Raw genomic sequence first — 20,115 nt, 5'->3', positions numbered from 1 at the left:
CTGCCTGGCCGGTTCGTAAAAGACCGATAACAAGTATGAACGTGATAAGCACTCACTAGGCATAACTCGAATAGTCATGTGGGCCTCGAGCCCGAATAGCAAGGCGGAGATAGCTTATCTTATGGAACCTCAAGAGATCAATGTCGGTATCGATACCAGCAGTAAACAACTCGATATTTATGTGAGACCTACTGGCCAATTCTTTAGTGTTACCAATGATAAAAATGGTATTAAGGATGCCATTAAACAACTACAACCTCTTAAACCTGAAAGAGTATTGATCGAGTCCACAGGAAGGCTAGAATTAGAATTTGTCTGTGCTGCTCATAAAGCGGGACTGCCGATAGTTGTTTGCAATCCTTCACAAGTAAGAAACTTTGCAAAATCAGCGGGGCGGCTCGCAAAAACAGATAAGCTGGATGCAATTGATATCGCACATTTTGGTGAAGCAATGAAGCCAAGATTGTCATCGATCAAACCTGAAAAACTAAGAAATATCAGTGATTTGCTGACGGTCAGGAACCAGTGCTTAGAAATGAGCACAATGCAAAAGAATCGCCTCAAGAGAATGCCTAAGTCTGTTCACAAGCCCATTCAGGCTATCTTAAAGGCCATCAAAAAAGAGCTAGAAGGAGTCGATAAGCAACTTGATAAACTTGTTAACAGCGTTGCCGAGTGGCGACAAAAACGCGATCTCTTATTAAGCGCTAAAGGAATCGGCAATGTACTGGCTTACACGCTAATGAGCGAACTTCCTGAGCTGGGCAAGCTGAACCGCAAAGAGATTGCGGCACTTGTGGGTATCGCCCCGATGAATCGTGATAGCGGCAGCTTCCAGGGTAAGCGCTATATTCGAGGTGGGCGACATCGTGTACGCACGGTTTTGTTTGTTTCTATGATGTCGGCAATACAATGCCACCCTAAATTAAAGCCAATGTATGAGCGCCTGGTCGCTGCTGGTAAACCAAAGAAAGTCGCCCTTATCGCATGTATGAGGAAGCAACTTACCATTCTAAATACAATGGTAAAAAACAACACTTACTGGGATGAGAAAATGGCTTAAATACTTGACAAAGGACCATAGTCACTTGTTATGTGCATTTTTTATTAATATTACAATGCCAGCTACAACAGGTGAGAAAACTGCTAAAAATAGCCCTCTAAACATATTAGGTTCTGTAAAATATATTACACAAGTAAAAATACAACCAAGGATCATCCCAATAGAAATAAGTGCTTTATATTTATCTGGCTTTAGCAACTCAAGCCAGAAGCCTAAGACTCCAAATAGAGCAAAACTATAAAACAATAACCATAACGGGATATTGACAATATTATTAAATAAGCCAAAAGACCAATATGACCCAAGCAAGAACCAACATGTTGCAGGAGCTACTCCAGTGATAAAGATAAATATTTTATGAAATAATCCGATTTTAATTTCCTTGCACATAACGCCGTGCACACGGGCGCCGCTTGCGGCGTCCGAGCGGCGAAGCCGCGTTGTGCTGCACCTGGTTATGTGGTTGATTTGACGGGTTTTGATTTTGCATATTTGTAAACCACAAAAATGGAAAAACACCATGCGACTGCTTTAATACTGACAACAAAAGAGAACCAAGCCGGGCGTGTGCTGAACGAAACCACACCTGCAACCCGTAGGTCTTGAATCTCTAAATTTACTGCTGCCCAATACAATTGGCTTCCAAGCCATATAGCTAGGAATATGGCTATTAAAAATCACAACAAACTATCTGTAATACTCGAACCTTTAGGTTTCATACCCTTCCCATGACATATAACGCCGCAATCAGCCGCGGCAAACTTTGTACGCATTTTGCGTAATAATGGGAGCGGAGCGACCGCGCAACAATGTGCACAAAGTTGGCCGTCGGCTGCATTGCTTGGTTATGCAGTTATCATGGAACCACATTTGAAAGATACCTATCTGCAACAGCCTTTGAATATTCAACAACACCTTCTTTCATTGAATTTAGTTCAACTGGTGAAATACTCTTAATATTTTGTGCCTCAATCACCCGAACATTATTTGGGAATGGCAAATATACTTGCCCTGCAAAATCATAGTTTTTAGTATCGATTGTGACAAATGCTGTTGTTGTTATTTTTGGCGGATCATCTACGGCCCTACCAGTATAATAATTGACCGGGCAATAAATGTTGTTATAGCCCTTTCCTATTTTTTCTCTTACTTCTTGAGAGCTAGGTCCGTTGTAGACTAAAAACATCAAGTAATCCAAATCGCTATTTTTTATAATATCTGAAACTAGATCATGATATTTTGGATTGAGCTTCTGCGCTGTTGAACTTTTTTCGGAAGAAACAAGTAGATCGCCTCTATCAACTGGACTGAGTTTAGAAAAATCGATTCTTTTAAGATACACGTCTTTTTCTTTAAAGGACTGAGTGTACCCTTCATAAAATAATTCATTTAGTGAATATTCCAAGTCATAAACAGCTTCAACATTCTGGAAAACAGTAAAACCTACATGAACATGGCATAAGGCATTTGGACTGTCTATAAATATTCCGAATCGATCGCTACTATTGAACTCTGGGGATTTTGCTCTAGGTATACTACAACTAGCTATCAAAAATACTGTACAAAAAAATGGAATTGCTCTCATCTATAAACGCTCCTTTTGGATTGCATAACGACTACAACAGGGGCGGCCGGAGCGTAGCGTAGGCTGTCCCGCGAAGGGCCACAGGCCCGCAGCAACCTGCTTGTACTTGTTAAATGTATTAGTCACTCACTACCTCATACTTCCAACGATAGGAGCTATACAGATACTCTCCACCGCCTTCTCTATCAGTTAGTTTCGCCTGGAGTAAAAACTTAGTGCCTACAGGGTAATCACGACTCAACTTTTTTGCACATTCCACTTGAAGTGACGAGCTGTACTTACCGCCTGCCACAGGCCGAATGTGAACTTTTCCGTGTTTTCCAGATGTATTGGAAGGGATATAGCTTTCAACAAGCACTTCTTCATACGGTGATATTTTTGCCATGACCATACGTCCTTATACATTTAACGCCCGGCTTAGGGGCGGGTTTGTAGCTGCAAAGCAGCGGAAAAGCTGTCCCAGCCCCGAAGGGGCAACTACAGCCGCTTGTTATGTGCTTTGACTTAGCCATTACTATCAAAGAGCTTGCGCTGATTCTTTAGCTCATTGAAAACACTTATATAGTCATACAACTGAGCTGGATCAGTGCTGGAGCCATCGCCGCAAACACCTAGAGAGCCAAGGAGCCATGATGTATCCACCTCTCCACGCTTATGTATCTCTAGAACAAACTGATACATCAATTCGTATGAGTCTCTTAAAGATATTTTCTCAGAGAACTTATCGTCTTTTAACTCTAAGTAGCTCACATTCACCTTCCTTTAAGGCACATAACGCCTAAAGCACCTGCGTCAAAACCAAAGCGAAGCGGCGGTTTTGGCGTCGGGTGCCTTTACTTGTTATAAGTTGACTACTCACTAATTAGAATCTCGATATCTGGTTTAACAGAGAGCGTGACCTCGATACCAGTTTTGCTTATGAACGAAAGATAACCCTCTTGGTTGGGAGCAGAGTTATGACGCGCGAACTTGCACCCCATTATTTGATATTCGAACAAGACATGATTCTGATTTTCTCGGAACAACCTGAATCGAACGTCCTCCTCAAAAGGAAATATTGTAAGTTCTAGTTCAAGGCCGTTCTCCTGGACTCTGAAAACATAAAACGGTCCACCGCCTTCATCCTCGACAACCTCAGGGATTACTTCCAAAATCCCAACATATTCTGTTTCATCCCATTGAAGCACGATACTTCCTATGACTTATAACGCCTTGCTCAGCTGCGCATTGAACTTAGGGTGATTTTGCGCATCAGCGCGAAATTCAAACTAAGTTCAAGGTGTCAGCTGCAGCAATTTGTTAGGTATTTTATTTTTTCCTACCAAGATATTCCAATAAATATTCTTTAGTAATCCATTTACAGTTTTCCCAGCTGTAACATATTTCCCTTTCTGTTTCTAAAAGTTTTTCAGGTGTATTGATATCCACATAACGAGTAGGAAGTAATATGGCATCCTTGTATCCATTTTCGCTTGGGCGCTCTAACTTTCTAATACCATAACCACTGTGCATGACAATCAAATCAGGAAAACTTGATAGACAATTTTTCCGTAATTCTGCCTCAGCTGCTTGCGAAGTAGAATTCGTACTCATTAAAGGTCTAAAGACACTTTCTTTCCTATTTAGAAATACAAGATAATAATTACCTAAACCGTGGCCAATAAAATAACCGAACTCTATATATTCACCTACTTTTGAATTTTTTATAGGATTGATTACCTTTGCCTTGTAAGAAACTCCACATGGCTTCTCTTCAGTTCCTAATGTACTACCATTTTCTATTCTAACAATAGCAGTAACATCTGACCGATCTAGCAGCTCACCAATTTCAACCCTCGGCAAAGTAGTACCGGCCGATACAACTGGAAGAAAAAGTAAAATCAATAAAATAAACCTATTCATACTCTCCCCGAACCTAACGCCGTATTCAGCCGCCGCCGAAGCTGGGCGGATTTTGTGGTAAAAGCGCGGCGACCACAAAAACTGCGTAGCTTTGGCGGTCGTGCTGCAATGCCTTGTATGGTTGTTCTTGTCCGATTCTGATGTTGAAAATCCTTTTCGCTAACGGGTAAATTGAGACCCACCTTCGGCGGCCACCGAAGGCCTTGTTTGTCACAGTTCGTTGCTGCGCCGGTTCATAAAGACCGTTAACAAGTATGAACGTGACAGACACTCACTAGGCATAACTCGAATAGTCATGTGGGCCTCGAGCCCGAATAGCAAGGCGGAGATAGCTTATCTTATGGAACCTCAAGAGATCAATGTCGGTGTCGATACCAGCAGTAAACAACTCGATATTTATGTGAGACCTACTGGCCAGTTCTTTAGTGTTAGCAATAACAAAGAGGGTATTAAAGACGCCATTAAACAACTACAACCGCTTAAACCGCAAAGAGTATTAATTGAGTCCACAGGAAGACTAGAATTAGAATTCGTTTGTGCTGCTCATAAAGCGGGACTGCCGATAGTTGTTTGCAATCCTGCGCAAGTAAGAAACTTTGCAAAGTCAGCGGGACGGCTTGCCAAAACAGATAAGCTGGATGCAATTGATATCGCACATTTTGGTGAAGCTATGAAGCCAAGATTGTCATCAATCAAACCAGAAAAACTAAGAAATATTAGTGATTTGCTGACGGTCAGGAACCAGTGCTTAGAGATGAGCACAATGCAAAAGAATCGCCTCAAGAGAATGCCCAAGTCTGTTCACAGGCCCATTCAGGCTATCTTAAAAGCCATCAAGAAAGAGCTAGAAGGAGTCGATAAGCAACTTGATAAACTTGTTAATAGTGTTGCCGAGTGGCGACAAAAACGCGATCTCTTATTAAGCGCTAAAGGAGTCGGCAATGTACTGGCTTACACGCTAATGAGCGAACTTCCTGAGCTGGGCAAGTTGAACCGCAAAGAGATTGCGGCACTTGTGGGTATCGCCCCGATGAATCGTGATAGCGGCAGCTTCCAGGGTAAGCGCTATATTCGAGGTGGGCGACATCGTGTACGCACGGTTTTGTTTGTTTCTATGATGTCGGCAATACAATGCCACCCTAAATTAAAGCCAATGTATGAGCGCCTGGTCGCTGCTGGTAAACCAAAGAAAGTAGCCCTTATCGCATGTATGAGGAAGCAACTTACCATTCTAAATACGATGGTAAAAAACAACACTTACTGGGATGAAAAAATGGCTTAAATACTTGACAAAGGACCATAGTCACTTGTTAAGCATTTTTTCCCCACTTTAGAAAGAGCTTTATCAGCTCGCTTAGTTTGTGAGGGCCGCCATAGCCAACAAACTTACCGCCTTCTAGTTTTGTAATAATCCAGTCGTTCCCACTCGCTTCGGCGTCATCACCTACACCGTAGGAAAAACCTTCATAATTCTTTTCTTCTATATCTGTATCGGTGATGTCTACCTTTAGAAACCAGCCTGGATTATCAAGAGTACCGATTTCAATGCCATAGGTATGTTCCCAGTCCTCATTGCACTGAGAAAAATACCATTCTTCAAGTTCTTTGAGAGCTTCCATGTTTTTGATGCTTAACGCTCTGCGCACAGGCGAGCGAAACGTAGTGTAGCGAGTCCAGCCCGCGCTTTTTGCGGGCGATTGTGCCGTAGTTTGTTATAAGCTTTTGCCACGATGCTTCTTCCTTAACGCTCTAGCACTAACTGGCTTTAGTGGGCAGTATTTTGCAAAAATAAACTCAGCTAAAAACGGACCCGCTAGTAGTAAGGAGCCAAAAACCAGTAAACTTTCAAATCTCAACCCCAAGGAAATAGCAAAGACAGGTATAAACGCCCATCCGAATGCTATTACCCTCTTAGATAAGGCTGTATATTCATACTGGAAAAAGCATTTATCACAATGCATTCTACTTGAGAAAGATAACATCTTTACCTTTACAGTTTTTCCATTACATTTTGGGCATTTTCTCAACATGACTTATAACAGTTAATTCAAAAGAAGCTTCTTTATATCACCCTGCTCTATATTTCTAAGCCCCATTTCCTTCGAAGAGGAAAAAAACTTAGCAAACCAATAAGCTATCTGCACTTGGCGCAAATGTACAAAAAAAGATATAAAGCAGCGTCTTTATAATTCTGTATTTTCTCTGCTTTATATCACTTTTGGAACCCTTTAAGTATCAATGGGTTACAGAGTTTCACCTAGAAATAGGAGCAGCTGCTGCTGATCTTTGTTATAAAATGCACAGCTGTACATTTTTCGACCACCCTTAACGTACATAAAGGTCTTAATCCTATAACTCGACTTTTTGTGCTACCCATCCACCAACGCCCGCCAAACAACCCTATCATCCGACAGCCGCTTGCGCACCAGATACTCCAAACCGCCAAGGGTAATCACCGCCTCAGAACTGTAAGCCCCTACTTCGCTCACCAGCAGACTCAACTCGATACGCGGTACCCGCACACGCTCATCATCTTCGAACTCGTCGATCTCTTGATCTTTAATCACACGGCAATCTACAGACTCAGCCCCGCTACCGTCTGTATAGGTAGCGGGCTTGCCCCATTTACGAAACGCGCGCTCTGCGGCTCGTTGGTCCAGATCCATGCTTCACCTAGGCCTTCACGGTTCCCGGCACGCCGGTAAATTTGACCGCTAGGCTGGTAACGCCAGCGGCCTCTGCGGCAAAGGCGGTGGGGCCAGTGATATTGCCGGTTGCGGCTGGCGTGGTGGGGGTAGTTTTCGGCATGGCTTGCGCCTCCTGGCTATGGGTTTGGTTTGGATTACCTGCAACCGCAGACGGGAATCTAAATTCAGAGGGCCTCTGCATAACCAATGCACTAATGGCTTGAGGGGTATTTTTGAACTGGTTTAAGTGATCAACATTGAAGCTTGCGGCCATTTCCATTGCTGCGGTAGTGTCGGTGGCAAAGTCTGTGTAACGCCTTAAAATGCTTTGGCGAGGACTTTGACTCCATCCCAGTGCACAAAGCGAAGCTAGCGGATCTGCGTAAATGGTGGGAATCCCTTACCTTTCACCAGCAACATGCACGGCGCGCAGAATTTAATAAATTCTTTAATTTCTTAATGGCAGAGGGGTTGTGTAAACTGGAAAGCAACCCATTTACCACCGCCGATGATCGCCCACGTCTACTGGAAAAAGGCAGACCCAACAAGAGGCGGCAGCGCCTCAGCCTGGAAGCCTACTGGGTTATTTATGAAAAGGCCGGTGAGCTGGGCTATGAAGCACTGCAAATTGCTATGGGCATCAGTATGCTCACAACTATGCACCGCGCTGATATTTGCGAGCTGAACTTTGGGAAACACCTACAAGGCGACTACCTACGCAAAACAATCAACAAATCCGAAGCGCAACGGGATAGCCTCGCCGCCAGCCATTTGAGTTTTAATTTAAAAACCCACCAACAACTTGGCAAACTTATAAACCGCGCAAGAGAACTCAGCCTAAGAAATTACCGCTGCCCCTACATACTGAGCCATACACCTAAACAACGGCGAACGGGAAAAATTAAAGAGCATGTTTGCCAGGTAATCCCCGACCGGTTGAGCGATATGTTTACCGAAGCCCGCAATGCTACCGGGCTCTATATCGGCTTACCTAAAAACCAAACGCCACCCAGCTTCCATGAAGTGCGCAGCCTAGCCTCAGACCGGTTTAAGCGAATGGGGTATGACGTGAAGTCCGTGCAACAATTGATGGCGCACACAGATGAGCGGGTTACTCAGTCTTATCAGGCGGGACACGGCATTGATTATGAGGAGATTAGTATCTATTTGGATGAGCAGGCAATTGGGAGGGAGTTTTATTAACGTGTCTTGAGCAATCAAAACAATGAATAAACCTCAATCACCATAAATACTCCTGAGCTAGGACAGGTAAAACCATTCTGTGCACTTAGGCCCTTTATGAAGAAAGAAGCATGAAAATTGCATAAGACGCAAGAACAATGGGAAAAGCAAAATCAAAAACTATCCATCTTATATTTTGTGTATGCAGAAAAAACTTATATCTCCGCTCAAAAACCTTCAGCGGCCCCGAAATATTATCTACTGAGATGGCTTTACGAATTACCCTAATAAAACTTTGTATAGAATCCCACTTCGTATTATTTTTATGAAGTAAAGCAGGAATATTTTCAGCGTCACTTGTTAACTCAACACCTTCTTTTTTTAGCTTATTTATTGTTTCTTCAATTTTTGTTTTACTTTCAATAGCAGACAATACAGCTTCTTCTATAGATCCTATCTTTTCTGCCTGTGTCGACCACCAATGGTAAAGCGATGCATTCCGTGGGTCGGAGGGATAATTTTCTTCATAAGTATCTTCAGCAGTCCCCCTAGCTCCATAGGCTCCTTTAGTTCCAGTTACACGAACCTCCCACTCTTGCAGGGCCTCATAGATACTCCACAAAAAATGAGCTAAAAAATAGAAAATAATTATTAACAACCCGGTATAAATAAGATCATTACTCAAACCGGTGAACTTCAAACCAAAAAAAGTGGACTTAGGGTCTATTTTTACGCCACCCAAGGTCATAAACAGTGATATGAAGCTAACTAATACAACGTTCGACCTAATCTTCTTGACTGAATCTTGCAGCTCAACCAAGACCGGCTCTTGAAAAACTTTTGAGATTCTCTCGCTGTTATCACTCATTACTCAGACTCCCTCCTTAGAATCAATAACATCGACAAAAGATAAAAACCTTTCTCGCCCTAGGGCAAGAGAAATTCATCTATGGAACAACTGACAAACGAATAAGGGCAGGAATTTCAGACGAAAAAAAAGGGCCTGAAGGCCCTTTTTTCATCCCCGCAAGTTTTTGTGCGGGTTTTTGTGCAGTTTTTGTGCACCTGGATCCTTCATTGCTGAAGGCCCCGTATTTGGTGGAGCTAAGCGGGATCGAACCGCTGACCTCAACACTGCCAGTGTTGCGCTCTCCCAGCTGAGCTATAGCCCCAAATCCTTTTTGCTTAACGTTTCCGTTGAAAGCGAGGCGCATTTTAGCAAGGTTTAGACGCCTGTCAACAGAAAAAATAACTTTTTAATCAATTAGTTAGCAACTTAGCCGGCACAGCCCCCTAGCGGGGGCTGTGGGGTACTTAGGGGAGTGAGGCGTACTCTTTCTCCCAACGTTTGAGGACTTTTTTCCCGGCGCCGCCCAGGGCGTCGATGGCCTGGCGCAGGCGGGCGCGGCTGAGGTCTGGGCCCAGTAGTACCATGGCGTCCATCACAGAGAAGGAGGCGGTGGTACCACTGATGGCGACAAACAGGGGCGCGTTGAAGTCCTTGAGCTTAATCTCCATGGACGTGGATAGAGTCTTCACCGCCTGGAAAATACTGTCGCGGTCCCAGGCACGCAGGGCTTCCAGACGCCACAGGGCGAATTGCAGCAATTTCTTCTGCTCATCCAGCTCCAACTTATTGCCACTGAAGCTCTCCTCGGTGAGCGGCAGCTTACCGGAGGCAAGGAAGCTCACCAGCGGTGCGAAATCGCCGAAGGTCTCCATACGCTCTTTGGCATGGGGCAGTACCTTGAGCAGGTTCTCGCGGTTAAACATCCAGTCCATAAGGCGGTCGGCAAGCTGCTCATTTTCCAGCTCGCGAATCCACAGGCCGTTCAGCCAGGACAGTTTCTCTACATCGAACACCGGGCCGCCCAGAGAAACGCGGTGGATATCGAAATGCTCAAGCATTTCTTCCAGAGAAAACTTTTCGCGCTCATCCGGCATGGACCAACCCATACGGCCCAGATAGTTGAGCAGCGCTTCGGGCATAAAACCGGCGCGCTGGTAATAAAGAATAGAGGTGGGATTTTTGCGCTTGGACAGCTTAGTTTTATCCGGGTTGCGCAGCAGCGGCAGGTGGCAGAGCACCGGCATTTCCCAACCGAAGTATTCATATAGCAACTGGTGCTTGGGTGCGGAGTTAATCCATTCCTCACCGCGCAGCACATGGGTGATCTCCATCAGGTGATCATCCACCACGTTGGCCAGGTGGTAAGTAGGCATGCCATCGGACTTGAGCAGAATCTGCGCATCGACCTGGGCCCAGTCGATCTCAATAGTACCGCGCAGCAGATCTTCCACTACACAGGTACCGCTCTCCGGTACGTTCATGCGCACTACATAGGGGGCTCCGGCGGCGCGACGCTTCTCTACTTCCTCTTCCGACAGCGCCAGGTCACTGGGCTTCAGTGAGGTGCGGCCGGCTTCGCGCAGTTCTTCGCGCAGCTGCTCCAGCTCTTCGGCGGTGCGGTAACAGTGGAAGGCATGGCCTTTCTGCACCAGTTCATCGCAGTAAGTTTTGTAGATATCACCGCGCTCACTCTGCCGATAGGGGCCGTGGGGACCGCCTACGTCTGGACCTTCCTGCCAGTCCAATCCGAGCCAACGCAGGCTATCGAGAATCGCCTGCTCGGATTCCGGGGTGCTGCGCTGCTGGTCAGTATCTTCGATACGCAACACAAACTGGCCGCCCTGGGCGCGGGCAAAACACTGATTAAACAGGGCAATATAGGCGGTACCAACGTGGGGATCACCGGTTGGAGACGGTGCGATTCGGGTTCTTACGGTCATGACAAACCTGATTGAAGATAAATAAAGGACTCTAAAGGCGCGGGATTATAGCGCTGGCCGCGCGTCGGGCACAGACACAGGCTGGTCGCCAATAAGATCTTTTAGGCGCCATAAATCGAAAATTACCTGCAAATGACGTGACTTGCATCACAAAAAAAGTATGATCCCCGCCATAAAGATGGAATAGCTTGACTAACGCATTACCCCTGACAAGTGCAGGATCTTCGCGAGCGGCTTTTCACAGAACGATAACCAACGGCTCAGGAAGATACGCCATGCACAAAAATGTAGTTCGTTCACTGGCCTCTGCTCTCGCAGCAGGCATGCTTTTCAGCGCTTCGGCCGCCACCGTGGCAGCCACCAATAGTGCCAGTAGTGATATCACCCTTACCTTTAACCCGAGCATTGTAATTGCCGATGTCGGCGATATCACAATTACCAACCCTGCCCTGGATACCGATGCCGTTGCCAGCGATGACTTTTGTATCGGCGGTTTTGGCTTTCCCACCTTTAGCATTACCTTTGAAAGCAATGATGGCAATAACGATACGGCTTTCAGCCTCTCCGGCAACGGCCTAGACGTTCCCTACAGCGTCGGCTTCGACAACAGCACTAACGGTTCCTTTACTGTGGTTAATGAGGGTGAGCCACTAACTGGACTAGATCGTAACGCCGCTTCTTGCAGTGGTTCCGACAATGCCAGATTCCAAATCACTGTTGCCAATAGCGCTTGGCAGACCAATGATGTGCTGGATGGCACCAGCTACACCGATACGCTGCTGATCACTGTAGCCTCAGAATAATTTTGTGGCGTGGCCGGATAGGATTTCCAGCCAAACCCATCGCAGTTTATGGCAGGACGTCTTAACCAATGGCATGCGCTGGCATTTTGTCTGGCGCAGGCCATTCACGCCGATTGCTTTGCAGCAACAGCAGCCACTTTTCTGCTGGAGACCTCTGCACCGGAAGGGTTTGATTCACTGACCGAACCACAGCAGTTATTGGCAGACCTCTACTATGGCGGCCGCCAAATAGGCGCAGCGCCAATTACTGTTAACCCCACCCATATCCAATTCGACGAGCCAGAGCAATTGCTCCCTCTTCTACCTAAATTATTAGATAGAGAGACCGTAATAGCGGCGCTGGCCGAGCCTTTGCCCAGAAATTCACAGTATCTCTGTCGTTCAAGCTGGCAGCGAAAGTGTGGCTATCTAGTGCCTGAGCAGGTGGCGGTCATTTACGATGAAAACCGCTATCGGCTCGATTTATTTTTCTCCGCAAAGTTACTGCCACAAGAAGCCGCCATCAGCGACCCCTATCTCCCGGCCTCCACCAGTGAATTTTCCATTGTTCAAAACCTCAGTGGCGCCTGGAGTGGTGTGGAGAGTAATCTCGGTAAAAACAGTCAGAACGCCACTTTGAATGGCAACACCATTATCAGCTTTGGCGAGAGCGCCCTACACGCCCAGTGGTCGGCTGCCACTGCGCAGCACAATCAGATTAGCGCCTTACACTGGTCCAGGGATTATCGTGGAAAAGCCTATTCGATTGGCTTACTACAACCCCAAGGGGGCTGGCACTATTTCGGTAACCACAGCAGCCTGTATGGGTTAGAGATGCGCAGCTCCCAGCTCAGCCGTACAGACATTAAATATCGGCAGGGCAGCCCACTGGAAATCAATATGCCGGTACGCGGGCGTGTGGAAATTTACCGGGATCAGCGGCTGATCCACACAGAAATGCTGGAGGCCGGTAACCGGTTGCTAAACACCAGCACCCTGCCGCATGGTTCCTACGAAATTGAGGTGCGAACTTTTGATGAAATGGGGCGCTCGCTGCACAGCCACTCAGAGTTCTTTACCAAAGACTCCCTGCTACCGGCCCCAGGGGAATGGTCCTGGAATTTTTATGCAGGGCAACCCGCGCACAATTACAGTAACTATCAGACGCTACCCGAGCGCTACGAGGATGTGCTGGCTCAGGGATCTATAGCTCGACGCTTAAGTGGCAATCTGGGGTTCTTTGCCTCGGCAGCCTCAACCCGTGAGCAACAACTTTACGAGATTGGCGCCCGCTGGATAGGTGGCTTCTTCGAAGTTTCGCCGAGCATAGTGACTAACAAGGGTGGGCGCAGTGGTCACAGGGTCCAGGCGCTGTTGAAAACCCCATTCGCCACACTGAGTGCTATTGATACCAGGCTGGATGACGCTGCCGATTTTGATCAAACCAAGGGTCTGCAACTGCTACCACTAGGTTACTCGCAGCGCAGCCTGGCTCTACAGAGCAATCTACTGGGAGGGCAACTCTCTCTGCGCTTGCGTGAGCGAGACAGCGGGTATCGCTTGTTGCCCGGAGAGCAAGTCGACAAATTAGATAATGCGAGTAAGCTCACCAGCCTCTCTTTCAAACGCAACTTCTTACAAAGTGCTAAGTGGCTGGGCAGTGCCACTTTCTCACACCATAAGGCCGACGGGCAGCAGTATACCGGCCTGGAGATAGAACTCCGACGCCGCGCCAAACACTGGCAGCACAGCGCCAATCTACACAGTGAGCGCAGTAATCACAGCGATCGCGAACAGCGCTTGCTCCTGGAGAGTCGCTGGCACGATAGGGACCTATGGGCAGCGGAATTTGAGCAACAAATCACTGCAGAAAAAAGCACGCATGGCCGTTATCTTGAGAGCAGCAGCCATCTCGCCGGCCACTTCGGATATTTAAACAGCACTCTCAGCTTTAATAACGTTAACCATAGCAAGGCTTTCAATTATCTGGGTGGCTTCAATACCAACCTAATTGTTGCAGAAAATACCTTCGCCTGGGGTGGTGAACGCGCACTGGAAAGTGCTGTAGTTATTGAAATCGATGGCAGCGACCAACAGAATTTTGAAGTATTAGTTGATGGCAACCGGCGCGGCTATGCCAAAGGCGGTGATAGGTCTGTAATCAACTTGCCGGCATTTCAGAGTTATGACTTGTCTCTGCGCCCATTGGATAATGGTTTCTTTGATTACCGCGAACAAAGTAAAACCTTCACCCTATATCCCGGTAATGTTAGTTCCACAACTTATCAGATAGAGCAACAGCTGCTTATTTTGGGGCGTCTAACCGATATGGGTGAGGGATTGCCTAATACCCGATTATTTATCGGTGAACACAGTACCACCACCGATCGGTACGGCGTTTTCCAATTAGGTATAAATACCAACAAGAAGAGCCTGCTTACTCAAGCATTAACTTGGGATCACTGTCAGGTTCCCATAAAAATTCTATCTTCTGGGGATAGCTGGTTGAATCTAGGCAGCATTGAACAATCCAAGGCCAACTGCCACATCGAAACTACTGCGGGGTTAACCAGTGCGCAGCATTAAACACTTAATTGGAAAACTCCTTTGGCTGGGTGTTCTTTTTTTACATTGTCATAATCCGGCCAAGGCACAAAGCTGCTCCAGCAATGACAGCTTGCGCACCTGTAATCTGGGCGACACACACACCCTAAATTACCAGTCCAATAGCCAAGTAGTTCCCTTCACCTTGCGCAGTCGCAGCGCATTCAGTGGCCGCGCCCTAGCTTACTACGCGGAGCTCACTCCTTTAAGTGGTAGCACTTACTCTCTAACTGCCGACAATGGCGACACTTTGGATATCTCCTTTATATTAAACCCTAGCAATAGTGATGCACAGCTACTCACACTGAACAATCTCGCTGGCCCCTTTAATGGTAGTAGCAATGATGTCAACGCCTCCTTAACCCTGAACATAGACGATACTAAAACGCCCTCCTCCAATCGCTACAATGGTAGTTTTCAAATCACCCTAGAGCAGTACTTCCTTATTTTCCTGGTTGATAGCGAAACAGTAGAGTTTGATATTGTTTTGCAGGTAGAGCCCCGTATTGCAATTCGTAACCTGGGGGACATTAATCTCAGCAACTCGGGTATTTCCTTCGGCCAGGCGATTGAAGGACAGGAAGATTTCTGTATTGGCGGCATTGGGTTTGACCGCTATACCGTAAATCTATCTAGCAGTAATGGAAGCACAGGTGGAACTGGGAATCAGCCTTTTTCCCTTAAAGGTGTTAATGAAAATATTACCTATTCGGTTGGCTTTAGTAATACGTTAAACAGCAACACGTTCAATAGTCCTAATAGTCAGGGTGATATCGCGGGGTCATTTACTAGACAGTCAGATGAAGCTTGTACTACTGATAACGCCAGAGTATATATCTCAGTTGCTCCCTCAGATTGGGAACAGGTCGGGGAACCTGTATATACTGATGTACTGACAATTACGGTTAGTAGCCAATAATAACTTTTACAACTTCTTACTGACCGCCAGCTTTGTAAAACAACTTTAGTATTAAATAAAATAATTACGCCAACCAAAAAAACTCCATTAGCTGGCGCTAATCCTTCAAAACTCTTATACACCTCCCTCATTAGCGTCTCTATGGGAATCGCTCTGCTAACACCTATCTCAAATTCCATGGGCGCCGCATAAGAACTCTTGTTTCCTATAAAACGGCATTTTAAATACTCTAAAAACTCCACAAATCCAGGCAAACAAATATTACGACAATTCAGGCGCACTATTTATCCATAAATAAGAAATTATCACTAATTTCTACCGACCCACTGGGAAATTTTCCCTATTCTTTTAGCCGCAAGATCAACTATACCCTTCTCCGCTCACACTTAACAAAAGGACACCAATAATGAAGCACATGTTAAGAGGTTGTGTCATCCCTGTGGCGATGGCTGCTATATCCACCGTTGGGGCACAATTTGCCCTAGCAGCCACTGATCAGGCCAATACAGAAATAATGCTAAAGTTTAATGAGTCGATTGATATAAATGGCCTCGAAAACCTCACCTTTGAAGACCCCGCCCCAAGTACTGATGCCGAGGGCTGGGTGGATTTTTGTATTCGAGGCATAGGATTCACAAACTTCGAGATTCAATTTGACAGCCTCAATGGAGACGGTGCATACATACTAAGTAATGGCTCCACGGATATCCCCTACCAAGTTAGCTTTAGAAATGTTTCGGGAGGAAGCTTTTCTCCCACAAATGAAGGTGTAGCCCTGAACGGACAAATTCTTCAAAATCCTGGCAACTGTAATGGAGCTCCAGATAACTCCACCTTTGAAGTATTAATTCCAAATGCAAATTGGGAAAATCCCAATGTTTTAAGCGGCACTATATATACCGACGTTTTGACAGTGACAGTTACGTCAGAATAACCAACAGAAATAATAAAATATAATTTTGGTCAGGGAACAACCTCCCTATGGTAATGGTAAATAAAAGCAACGTCGGGAAGTTTCCCTGGATGCTCTTACCGCTATGGCTCTGGCATACAACTGCAGTATCAACAGAACCAATGCATCTCGTAAACACAGATGTACCTGCAGGTTTTGCAGATCTAACCAAGCCCCAAAGGATTGTGGCAGACCTGTACTATGGCGGGCGCAGTTTGGGCTCGGCGCTAATTATTGCCGAGCCTGAATTCGTGCGTTTTGTAGAACCTGAGGAGGCAATCAAGCTTCTCCCTGTCAGCCTTAACCCCGAGCGCCTGCTGCTTTCATTACAGGCTTCACTGAAAAAAAATAGTGATCGAATTTGTCGTGATAACTCCCAAACAGATTGTGGATTTATAAATCCAGAATACTTCGCAGTAATCTATGACGAAGAGAGGTATCGACTGGATGTCTTTTTCTCACCAGAGCTACTTCCTCAACAAGAGGCCCTGACCGACCGATACTTGCCCCCAGCCAGCAATAGTTTTTCCATTGTGCAAAATATCAGTGGTTCCTGGTCGGGAGCACAAAGCGATGAAGTAGACAGCAACACACAAACTACTTTATCTGCTACCAGCATTATTGGATTTGGTGAGAGTGCTATTTACGGGGATTGGTACACAGCCAACGAAATTGGTACCCGTGTCAGTAGCCTGCATTGGGAAAGGGACTTCCGCGGAAAAGCCTATAGCCTGGGATTACTGCAACCAAAAGGAAATTTCAGTACTTTCCAATCATTACACCGTCTCTACGGATTTGAGCTCCGTGACTCTCAGTACAGCCGCACAGACATCGGTTATCAACACTCCGCCCTGGTAGAAATAAACATGCCAGTGCGTGGCCGGGTGGAACTGTACCGAGATGGTCGTATGATTCACTCCGATTTGATGGAAGCTGGAAATCACTTACTGGATACCACCACCTTACCACATGGCGCTTACAACATAGAAATTCGTATTTACGACGAAGCTGGCAGATTAATTAATAATACTACTGAATTTTTTACCAAGGATTCACAACTCCCCGCACCGGGTGAGTGGCGCTGGAGCCTGCAGGGAGGAATGCCAGTAAAACCTGAAATATCCTCCGGAATGCCGGATCATTATCAGCAAGAGTTACTGCAAGGATATATTGCCCGCCGCCTTTCAAAAAATTTTGGCGTTTTCTCTACACTAGCAGCCACAGAAGGTCAGCAATTTATGGAGGTTGGTGGCCGTTGGGTAAGCTCTTATTTAGAACTCTCTCCCTCTATGGCTAGGGAGTCCAATGGTCTAGACGCCTATAAATTACAGGCTCTGATAAAAACGCCCTATGCAATGCTGAGCGCCTATCGGATCAAGATTGATGAGCAGAGAAATGATGTAAAGCCCGATAGATATACCCTGCTAAGCAATAGGTTGTCTCAAAGCAGTATTAGCCTGAGAACCCCACTTTTTGGTGGAAACCTAACACTAAGGCGCAGTAAGCGCAATCGAAGTCCGGGAAATTACACTGACTCACTCTCTCTGGACAGTCAATTCAGTGAAGCCCAAGAACTTAGGACCTTGGAATATCGAAGGAATATATTTCGAGGAAGAAAATGGCAAGCTACAGCCAATCTGGCCTATAGTGACGCTGACGGAGAAAAATATACACTACTGAGTATTGAACTTCTTCAAACCAATAAAAACTGGCAAAACTCATTTAACCTACGTGGTGAGCGCCAACAAGGAAGCGGTGACAACCAATATCTAGAAGTCCAAACTCGCTGGCGTGATGCCGACCGCTGGGCAGCAGAAGTAAACCAGGAGTTCACTATAGAAGCAACGCCGGAAGATTACTATTTAAGAAGCTATAGTCGACTTGCTGGACAATATGGTTTTATCAGCTCCACCATTAGTCATAGTGACGTTAACAATAGCCGCTCTACAAATTATATTGGGAGTTTTAACACCAATATCATTGCCACAAAGGAGCATATAGCCTGGGGCGGTGAACGCTCATTGGAAAGTGCCATCATTGTAGATATTGAAGGCAGCCAACGGGAAAACTTTGAAGTATTAATCGACGGTAGCCGCCAAGGTTATGCGAAAGGCGATAGTAGGTCCGTGATCAATCTTCACCCATTTAAAAGCTACGATATATCACTTCGTCCTCTAGGGGATGGTTTCTTTCGCTACCGTGAAAATACCGATCAAGTGACGCTTTATCCTGGCAGTGTGACCACCGCTACTTACAAGATTCAACCTGTCTATCTGACCATAGGTCGAGTTATGGCTAAGGGTCAGGGGTTAGACAATGTGTTAATTTCCATTGAAGGAGAGTCAACACTCACAGATAGCTTTGGTGTTTTTCAATTGGAAATACCTCTTTCTGACGAGCCCCCTTCACATCTCGAAGTCACCTGGCTTGATTGTAATGCCAAAGTTGAGGTTGTGGAGTCCAGTGAAGATTGGTTAAACCTCGGGGTTATTGATGAAAGTTCAGCCAACTGTCAAATCTCACAGACTGCTAAAACAAATGACACCCAATAAAAAATCAAGAAAATTTATTAATAATTTTTTAATAGTTATTTTTTTACTCTACCTGTCAAATAGCAGCCTTGCAAACTGTCTAGGTGACTCCCATCTACGTGTCTGCAATCTATCTGGATGGCACACAATACATGGAAAAGGGAAGCATCAGGATATCCATTTTACTTTTCGCAGTCAGAAGCACAGCTCAGCCACTCCCTTTTCACTGGAAATTCAACCCGAGCGTGAGGGATTCTATAGGTTATATGCAGAAAATGGAGAAGCTGTTGATATAATTTTGGCCTTATCAGCGCCACATCACAGATCCTTTACATTCAACCCCGGTACAGTTTATCAAGACATTCCGGGTAGTAATAACGATGCCAATGCAGACTTGAGAGTAAAGCTAGTTAGACCTAGAAATTTTTCTTCTAATAGCTATCAAGGAAACTTCCAATTATTGATAGCGCAGACAGAGTCTGGAAAAACTCAAAAAATAGATTTTTCGATAGCATTAAAAATTCAACCCAAAATTTATATCAAGCAACTCGACGATATATTTCTTAGTAATATGGGGGTATCACCCGGGCAAGATATTGTTGGCCATGAAGACTTTTGTGTTGGTGGCAGCGGCTTTAGTCAGTACTCCGTATCCCTGTCAAGTAGTGGGGGGATCAGTGCGGGAGCCTTTGTACTTACTGGTATCAGTGAACACATGCCCTATATAGCCAGTTTCTCAGATAATATTCACCGAAGTCCTCCCTCAATACCCGGTGCATCCGGGCGCATTCCAGGTCTTTTCAACCGCTCAGCGCCAGAAGAATGCCTCAGCAATAATGCCAGAATCACGATTACGGTACCTTCGCCCTTCTGGGAAAGGGCAAATGAATCGAAATACACCGATGTTCTCACCGTGACAGTTACTAGTCAGTAATCATTATTAATAGCCATGTGTAATGAGGACTTCGGTTTTCTATACCAACAGACCTCAGCCAACAGTACATTTAGATTTTGAATGATTGGCTTAGATTAAACCCCAGACATAAAACAACAATGAGCTTCCTTCTTAAAGCTGAAAAAAAATCATTGCTCTGAATCAGATATACACTTTCGATATT

Annotated in this window: 20 protein-coding genes and 1 tRNA gene; 9 read left to right on the top strand and 12 right to left on the bottom strand. The window is 45.6% G+C overall.

All coding sequences use genetic code 11. The features are described from left to right. Window positions 1–121 precede the first annotated feature (121 nt). Window positions 122–1,063 carry an IS110 family RNA-guided transposase gene (locus tag ACJJIB_RS05490; RefSeq protein ID WP_444888110.1) on the top strand — a complete coding sequence of 314 codons (942 nt, stop codon included), beginning with the start codon at window positions 122–124 and terminating at the stop codon, window positions 1,061–1,063. A 21-nt stretch (window positions 1,064–1,084) separates the two neighbouring features. Here the strand turns inward: ACJJIB_RS05490 and ACJJIB_RS05485 are convergent, their stop codons facing one another. The 6 genes from ACJJIB_RS05485 to ACJJIB_RS05460 all read right to left on the bottom strand — a co-directional run bounded on the left by ACJJIB_RS05485 (window position 1,085) and on the right by ACJJIB_RS05460 (window position 4,550). Continuing rightward, window positions 1,085–1,465 carry a hypothetical protein gene (locus ACJJIB_RS05485; RefSeq protein ID WP_444888109.1) on the bottom strand — a complete coding sequence of 127 codons (381 nt, stop codon included), beginning with the start codon at window positions 1,463–1,465 and terminating at the stop codon, window positions 1,085–1,087. 454 nt (window positions 1,466–1,919) lie between these two features. Next, window positions 1,920–2,648, bottom strand: coding sequence for a hypothetical protein (locus ACJJIB_RS05480; protein ID WP_444888108.1), 729 nt, complete (start codon window positions 2,646–2,648; stop codon window positions 1,920–1,922). A 118-nt stretch (window positions 2,649–2,766) separates the two neighbouring features. Next, the gene (locus ACJJIB_RS05475) at window positions 2,767–3,033 is read right to left on the bottom strand and encodes a hypothetical protein (protein WP_444888107.1); all 267 of its coding nucleotides are present in this window, start codon (window positions 3,031–3,033) and stop codon (window positions 2,767–2,769) included. Window positions 3,034–3,152: 119 nt separating this feature from the next. Continuing rightward, on the bottom strand, window positions 3,153–3,398 hold the full coding sequence (locus ACJJIB_RS05470) for a hypothetical protein (RefSeq protein WP_252085005.1): 246 nt from the start codon (window positions 3,396–3,398) through the stop codon (window positions 3,153–3,155). Window positions 3,399–3,499: 101 nt separating this feature from the next. Next, a complete protein-coding gene (locus ACJJIB_RS05465) occupies window positions 3,500–3,835 on the bottom strand; it encodes a hypothetical protein (RefSeq protein ID WP_444888106.1) in 336 nt (111 codons plus the stop codon). 121 nt (window positions 3,836–3,956) lie between these two features. Continuing rightward, window positions 3,957–4,550 carry a hypothetical protein gene (locus ACJJIB_RS05460; protein WP_444888105.1) on the bottom strand — a complete coding sequence of 198 codons (594 nt, stop codon included), beginning with the start codon at window positions 4,548–4,550 and terminating at the stop codon, window positions 3,957–3,959. 340 nt (window positions 4,551–4,890) lie between these two features. Between ACJJIB_RS05460 and ACJJIB_RS05455 the strand changes: the two genes are divergently transcribed. Continuing rightward, window positions 4,891–5,832, top strand: a complete 942-nt coding sequence (locus ACJJIB_RS05455) for an IS110 family RNA-guided transposase (RefSeq protein ID WP_444886394.1) — start codon at window positions 4,891–4,893, stop codon at window positions 5,830–5,832. Window positions 5,833–5,860: 28 nt separating this feature from the next. Here ACJJIB_RS05455 and ACJJIB_RS05450 read toward each other — a convergent pair whose 3' ends face one another. The 3 genes from ACJJIB_RS05450 to ACJJIB_RS05440 all read right to left on the bottom strand — a co-directional run bounded on the left by ACJJIB_RS05450 (window position 5,861) and on the right by ACJJIB_RS05440 (window position 7,358). Next, the gene (locus ACJJIB_RS05450) at window positions 5,861–6,169 is read right to left on the bottom strand and encodes an immunity 53 family protein (protein ID WP_444888104.1); all 309 of its coding nucleotides are present in this window, start codon (window positions 6,167–6,169) and stop codon (window positions 5,861–5,863) included. A gap of 750 nt (window positions 6,170–6,919) precedes the next feature. Then, window positions 6,920–7,216, bottom strand: coding sequence for a head-tail joining protein (locus tag ACJJIB_RS05445; protein WP_444888103.1), 297 nt, complete (start codon window positions 7,214–7,216; stop codon window positions 6,920–6,922). A gap of 7 nt (window positions 7,217–7,223) precedes the next feature. Beyond that, window positions 7,224–7,358, bottom strand: a complete 135-nt coding sequence (locus ACJJIB_RS05440; RefSeq protein WP_444888102.1) for a hypothetical protein — start codon at window positions 7,356–7,358, stop codon at window positions 7,224–7,226. Window positions 7,359–7,591: 233 nt separating this feature from the next. Between ACJJIB_RS05440 and ACJJIB_RS05435 the strand changes: the two genes are divergently transcribed. After that, window positions 7,592–8,440 (top strand): tyrosine-type recombinase/integrase, encoded by an 849-nt coding sequence (locus ACJJIB_RS05435; protein WP_444888101.1) that lies wholly within the window; start codon window positions 7,592–7,594, stop codon window positions 8,438–8,440. Window positions 8,441–8,534: 94 nt separating this feature from the next. Here ACJJIB_RS05435 and ACJJIB_RS05430 read toward each other — a convergent pair whose 3' ends face one another. From ACJJIB_RS05430 to gltX, 3 genes are all read right to left on the bottom strand, one after another. Beyond that, a complete protein-coding gene (locus ACJJIB_RS05430) occupies window positions 8,535–9,287 on the bottom strand; it encodes a hypothetical protein (RefSeq protein WP_444888100.1) in 753 nt (250 codons plus the stop codon). A 228-nt stretch (window positions 9,288–9,515) separates the two neighbouring features. Beyond that, window positions 9,516–9,591: transfer RNA gene (locus ACJJIB_RS05425), tRNA-Ala, on the bottom strand. A 142-nt stretch (window positions 9,592–9,733) separates the two neighbouring features. Further along, complete coding sequence (gene gltX / locus ACJJIB_RS05420; RefSeq protein ID WP_444883879.1) at window positions 9,734–11,209, bottom strand: glutamate--tRNA ligase; 1,476 nt, start codon at window positions 11,207–11,209, stop codon at window positions 9,734–9,736. Between the two features lie 275 nt (window positions 11,210–11,484). Between gltX and ACJJIB_RS05415 the strand changes: the two genes are divergently transcribed. From ACJJIB_RS05415 to ACJJIB_RS05390, 6 genes are all read left to right on the top strand, one after another. After that, entirely contained in the window at window positions 11,485–12,012 is a 528-nt protein-coding gene (locus tag ACJJIB_RS05415) for a hypothetical protein (RefSeq protein ID WP_444888099.1), read from the top strand. Between the two features lie 48 nt (window positions 12,013–12,060). Next, window positions 12,061–14,577 carry a TcfC E-set like domain-containing protein gene (locus ACJJIB_RS05410; RefSeq protein WP_444888098.1) on the top strand — a complete coding sequence of 839 codons (2,517 nt, stop codon included), beginning with the start codon at window positions 12,061–12,063 and terminating at the stop codon, window positions 14,575–14,577. After that, window positions 14,564–15,514 carry a hypothetical protein gene (locus tag ACJJIB_RS05405; protein ID WP_444888097.1) on the top strand — a complete coding sequence of 317 codons (951 nt, stop codon included), beginning with the start codon at window positions 14,564–14,566 and terminating at the stop codon, window positions 15,512–15,514. Before ACJJIB_RS05410 ends, ACJJIB_RS05405 begins: the two co-directional genes overlap by 14 nt. Before the next feature lie 406 nt (window positions 15,515–15,920). Beyond that, the gene (locus ACJJIB_RS05400; RefSeq protein ID WP_444888096.1) at window positions 15,921–16,448 is read left to right on the top strand and encodes a hypothetical protein; all 528 of its coding nucleotides are present in this window, start codon (window positions 15,921–15,923) and stop codon (window positions 16,446–16,448) included. Between the two features lie 140 nt (window positions 16,449–16,588). Further along, window positions 16,589–19,018, top strand: a complete 2,430-nt coding sequence (locus ACJJIB_RS05395) for a TcfC E-set like domain-containing protein (RefSeq protein ID WP_444888095.1) — start codon at window positions 16,589–16,591, stop codon at window positions 19,016–19,018. Further along, on the top strand, window positions 18,960–19,931 hold the full coding sequence (locus ACJJIB_RS05390) for a hypothetical protein (protein ID WP_444888094.1): 972 nt from the start codon (window positions 18,960–18,962) through the stop codon (window positions 19,929–19,931). The genes ACJJIB_RS05395 and ACJJIB_RS05390 overlap by 59 nt, the downstream gene beginning before the upstream one ends. The last annotated feature ends 184 nt before the right edge of the window (window positions 19,932–20,115 follow it).

Source organism: Microbulbifer mixtoriginis (SeqCode), from assembly GCF_052467705.1.
Note: the sequence above shows the minus strand (reverse complement) of the source record. Positions and strands in the feature narration are given on the sequence as shown.

Excerpts from the sequence above, each read along its gene's own strand:
- ACJJIB_RS05490 (WP_444888110.1), top strand. The coding sequence starts at position 122 with ATGGAACCTCAAGAGATCAATGTCGGTATCGATACCAGCAGTAAACAA.
- ACJJIB_RS05480 (WP_444888108.1), bottom strand. The coding sequence starts at position 2,648 with ATGAGAGCAATTCCATTTTTTTGTACAGTATTTTTGATAGCTAGTTGT.
- ACJJIB_RS05475 (WP_444888107.1), bottom strand. The coding sequence starts at position 3,033 with ATGGCAAAAATATCACCGTATGAAGAAGTGCTTGTTGAAAGCTATATC.
- ACJJIB_RS05460 (WP_444888105.1), bottom strand. The coding sequence starts at position 4,550 with ATGAATAGGTTTATTTTATTGATTTTACTTTTTCTTCCAGTTGTATCG.
- ACJJIB_RS05455 (WP_444886394.1), top strand. The coding sequence starts at position 4,891 with ATGGAACCTCAAGAGATCAATGTCGGTGTCGATACCAGCAGTAAACAA.
- ACJJIB_RS05450 (WP_444888104.1), bottom strand. The coding sequence starts at position 6,169 with ATGGAAGCTCTCAAAGAACTTGAAGAATGGTATTTTTCTCAGTGCAAT.
- ACJJIB_RS05445 (WP_444888103.1), bottom strand. The coding sequence starts at position 7,216 with ATGGATCTGGACCAACGAGCCGCAGAGCGCGCGTTTCGTAAATGGGGC.
- ACJJIB_RS05440 (WP_444888102.1), bottom strand. The coding sequence starts at position 7,358 with ATGCCGAAAACTACCCCCACCACGCCAGCCGCAACCGGCAATATCACT.
- ACJJIB_RS05430 (WP_444888100.1), bottom strand. The coding sequence starts at position 9,287 with ATGAGTGATAACAGCGAGAGAATCTCAAAAGTTTTTCAAGAGCCGGTC.
- gltX (WP_444883879.1), bottom strand. The coding sequence starts at position 11,209 with ATGACCGTAAGAACCCGAATCGCACCGTCTCCAACCGGTGATCCCCAC.
- ACJJIB_RS05415 (WP_444888099.1), top strand. The coding sequence starts at position 11,485 with ATGCACAAAAATGTAGTTCGTTCACTGGCCTCTGCTCTCGCAGCAGGC.
- ACJJIB_RS05410 (WP_444888098.1), top strand. The coding sequence starts at position 12,061 with ATGGCAGGACGTCTTAACCAATGGCATGCGCTGGCATTTTGTCTGGCG.
- ACJJIB_RS05400 (WP_444888096.1), top strand. The coding sequence starts at position 15,921 with ATGAAGCACATGTTAAGAGGTTGTGTCATCCCTGTGGCGATGGCTGCT.
- ACJJIB_RS05395 (WP_444888095.1), top strand. The coding sequence starts at position 16,589 with ATGCATCTCGTAAACACAGATGTACCTGCAGGTTTTGCAGATCTAACC.
- ACJJIB_RS05390 (WP_444888094.1), top strand. The coding sequence starts at position 18,960 with ATGAAAGTTCAGCCAACTGTCAAATCTCACAGACTGCTAAAACAAATG.